Origin of the sequence: Rhizobium sp. PDO1-076, assembly GCF_000247475.1 — a bacterium.
GTDB lineage: Bacteria > Pseudomonadota > Alphaproteobacteria > Rhizobiales > Rhizobiaceae > Allorhizobium.
Window position 1 is genome coordinate 1 of sequence record NZ_AHZC01000171.1, and the last position, 3,638, is coordinate 3,638.

The window sequence follows — 3,638 nt, forward strand, 5'->3', positions numbered from 1 at the left end:
GGGAAAATCAGATATGCTGGAAGACCCTTTCGCCATCTTACGACCTCGTTTGCTGTGTTGGCAGGAAACCTTCAATTTCCCGCATCATGGCCATGACCTCACTGCTGGCCTTCCTGACGGGGTCGCTCAGTTCCAACATCTGCAACGTCCCATATCCGAGCCTGATGTCCCGATATGGATTTCGCTCGTACAGTTCGGTGTCAAGAAGGTGTGAATCGTAGCCCTGTTCCTTCAAGTTCGCGATGAAGGGGCGGATCAAGCGGTAGGCTTCGAGTGAGCGTCCAGGCAAAGTGATCCGGGTTCTGAAGTTGAGGTGAGGAATGTTTCGCCCGGTCCGATCACAGGTGTCAGCCACGTCCATTGCGGCCTGGCCAGCCGCCAGGATTTCGTCCTGATTTGGCTGGATCGGGGTCATAACAATGTGCGAGCCGGCTATGATTGTGTCTCGTAGCACGGTGTCTTGACCGGGGGAGTCGATCATCACCACGTCGAAACTATGCGCTTCGCTCTCCAGAATATGCTGAAGTGAGGCGTTCGTTACCGCCGTGCGAAGTTCAATGCCTTCTGGCCTATTGTCTTTTGCTTCGGAACGGCTCCACCACTCATTCAGATTTTGTCGACCGTCCGCGTCGACCAGGAGCACTCGCTTTCCGTGAAGCGCATATTCTCCAGCGACGAGGATGACGGCGGTTGTCTTCCCCGCTCCTCCCTTGCCGCTTACCAGCGATATGCAGATTGGCATTCCGTGATCCTTTTTCAGACTATCTGTTCACCAGTCCCCAGCTCTCCAGCGTGCGTTCAATCGGGAGAGCAATATCGTCGTTAAGATCATAACATCGATGCGAACATATCATGTGAACACACTCAGGTTAAGATCATAACTACAGTATGAACACACGATGTGTCTGCACCATCAGTCCACACGGCAAAAAGATGCTGATAGCCGATATGGCTGATCACATGCGTTGAGCCAGCAGGAAAGCCACACGACTAGCTCGTGTGGCTTTTTCGAGTGCTTCTGTCGGGTGGTGAACCCCGGAGCCCGCGTAAGGCCGTCTTTGGCGCTCGAGTACGAGGGGCAGACAAAGGCCTTCAGAAGCGCTTTTGGCGGTGAACCCTGGTGAGCGTTCCCACGGAAAAAGAGCGTCGCTAGTCAAGAGGGGAAAATGGGTTGAAGTTAGGGGAAATTGGTATAGAGGTGAGGTTGGCAGAATACGCAAAAATGTTTTACATTTTGCAGGACGATCGTGGGACGTGCCCACGATGAAGGTCGCAAGGCTCCGAAAAGGGTCGATTGATTGATGAGCGAAGACACGATTGAGGTAGCGCCGGCCAAGCAGCGCAAGGGGCGTCTATTGAACGTCCGCGTCAGCGATGCAGAGCATTCGGCTATCGAGGAAGCGGCCAAGGCAGCCGGTATCAGCGTGTCCGCGTTTTTCCGCTCGCTGCTCCTCGAAGGTGCTGGCGTTCGACCTATTCTGACTGCGGACGACAGGCTGATCATGGCAGCACTTCTCGAAGACATGCGGAGGATCGGCATCAATCTGAACCAGGTCGCCCGCTCCCTGAATGTAGGAAAGGGTGTTCATCCGTCTGAGCTCGACATCAATCTTGGCAACGTCCAGCGGGTTCAGGCGGCTGTGATGAGTGAGCTGCGCACGTTTTCGCGGCGCGCCGGGCATGAGCGCCGAGGAGAGGTGTAAGCCGTGGAGTTGTTTTTCGGCACCTTCACAAGCGAATGGGAGCAAAGACGCGCAGCGCTTTTGCACGAAATGACACTTGGCGGCCGCCGGAGTGCTGCCGAGGAAGAGCTAGAGAAGAGGCTGAAGAACCTGCAGCACCAGGTTGGGATGTCGAAAGGCGGGTCGGGAGCCAGGGGAGGTGGGAAGGTTTCGACTTTCAACGTTTCATCCGGATCGCGCTCGCTGGCTGCCGGTTCGGGTGCAGCGCGATCAATGGATGTTCGTCTTGCGAGCGTCGCCAATGGGAGTCAGCCGGCGGTGGTTAAGTTGGCTTCCTTTGGTGGTGGTGCGCGTGTCGGTTCGATGCTCAACTATGTTTCGAGAGGCGGCGAGCTGAAGGTTGAGAACGAGAACGGCGAAACGTTGCGTGGCCGTGAGGAAATGGCGCATCTGCGTGGTGATTGGGATCACCTTTTCCAGAACAGAACCGAGAGCCGGGATATCGGCGCGTTCAGTTTAGAGGTGAGCGTTTCCGTTGGCTCAGACCCGCATGAGCAGGTCAGGGACATTCTCAGCAGTGGCTTTGGCGATCGTCGCTTTGCCTATGCTGTTGAGACCCGCAACGATGGATCCTTGAGGGTCGACGGCTATGTGGTCTTGCGCAGCGGGCAGGGCGAGCGCCTGACTGCAGACGCGAAGGCGGCGGGCATCGTTCAGGAGCGTTTCAACGCGAGTGTTATTGCGAACGAGGCTCCGGCGGCCTTCACGTTCACAGGCTACGGCAACGGCGTGGAGTACGGTGCTGCCAAGTTGCGGGATCTGATCGCGCAGCGGAGCGACGTTCGGGACGATCATGGTCGGTCGATTGCTGATGACAAGGCTGCGGGCGATCTGGTGCAGAAGGAATGGCGGGACGAGCTGCACAGCCGCAAAAGCCGGGACGTGATGCATGTGATTATGTCGGCGCGTGCCGGCACGGATGCTGTCGCCTTCGAGGGAGCTGTTCGCGACTTCCTCGCAGAACAGTTCGCAGGCCATCGGTATGTGTTTGCCATGCACGATCCGGAAAACGATCCGAAGGAAGCAGGGGAGGGGGGCAAACGGCCGCATGTCCATGCCCATGCCATTGTCACCATGCGATCGGAATCGGGTGATCGGATCGAGACGACGCCGGCAACCTTCCGGCAATGGCGCGAGGTCATGGCCGAGAAGGCGCGCGATCACGGCATCAGCATGGAAATGACCGATCGCCGCGAGTTCGCTACGCTGCCAGCCTTCACGCGCAATCAGGTTCGCGCCGTCAAGCATGGCGGTCGAACCGAGCATGTGGGAACCAGCGAGCCGGCACAGGCGCGATATGAGGCAAAGCGGGCTGGTCGGCGCGTGGTGGCGACGAGCCAGAGAAGTCGGCAGTACGTTCTAAAAGCTCAGGAGACCTGGCAGAAGATTGCCGTCAACGCCGGCGACAGGCAGGTTGCGGCTTACGCCGCTCAGCATCGCTCATATCTGGAAAGCGGTCTTGCCCAAGTGGATCAGCATCCTGCTGGTGCGGTCATTCATGCAGATTTCGGCGGTGATTACCGCGCCAATATGGTAGCAATCAGAGACATGTTGTCGGAGGCCAAGGACATGCGCGAGCAGACACGCCCAGAGTTCGAAGCGTACGAAAAGACGGTTGAAACGGCTCTGTTCAACCTTCAATGCAGTGCAGGTCCAGAAGACCGATCAGGCTTTGAAGAAGTTTCCTCGCTTGCCCGCGAGATCGTTGATCTGCGCAGGCAGATGCTCGAAATGAAGGAGCGGGGGCCTGTCGAGCAGGATAGACAGAACGCTGTTGGTGACACCCCTAGGGTCTAAACCCAATCAATCTATTGATTAGATTGTCTCTGTGTGATTCACTTGCCGCAATTGCGGGAGTATTTGACCATGGCAGGAGAATTTTGGCTTGATGACCAC

Annotated in this window: 2 protein-coding genes and 1 pseudogene; 2 read left to right on the forward strand and 1 reads right to left on the reverse strand. The window is 57.0% G+C overall.

Features of this window, described 5'->3' with window-relative positions; translation table 11 throughout:
* Positions 1–37: 37 nt before the first annotated feature.
* Entirely contained in the window at positions 38–742 is a 705-nt protein-coding gene (locus PDO_RS11225) for a ParA family protein (protein ID WP_007601950.1), read from the reverse strand.
* A 559-nt stretch (positions 743–1,301) separates the two neighbouring features.
* Here PDO_RS11225 and PDO_RS11230 point away from each other — a divergent pair.
* Together PDO_RS11230 and PDO_RS11235 are read left to right on the forward strand one after the other, a co-directional pair.
* A complete protein-coding gene (locus PDO_RS11230) occupies positions 1,302–1,703 on the forward strand; it encodes a plasmid mobilization protein (RefSeq protein ID WP_007601952.1) in 402 nt (133 codons plus the stop codon).
* Positions 1,704–1,706: 3 nt separating this feature from the next.
* Positions 1,707–3,485, forward strand: a pseudogene (locus PDO_RS11235) (relaxase/mobilization nuclease domain-containing protein); the annotation flags it as partial.
* Positions 3,486–3,638: the final 153 nt, after the last annotated feature.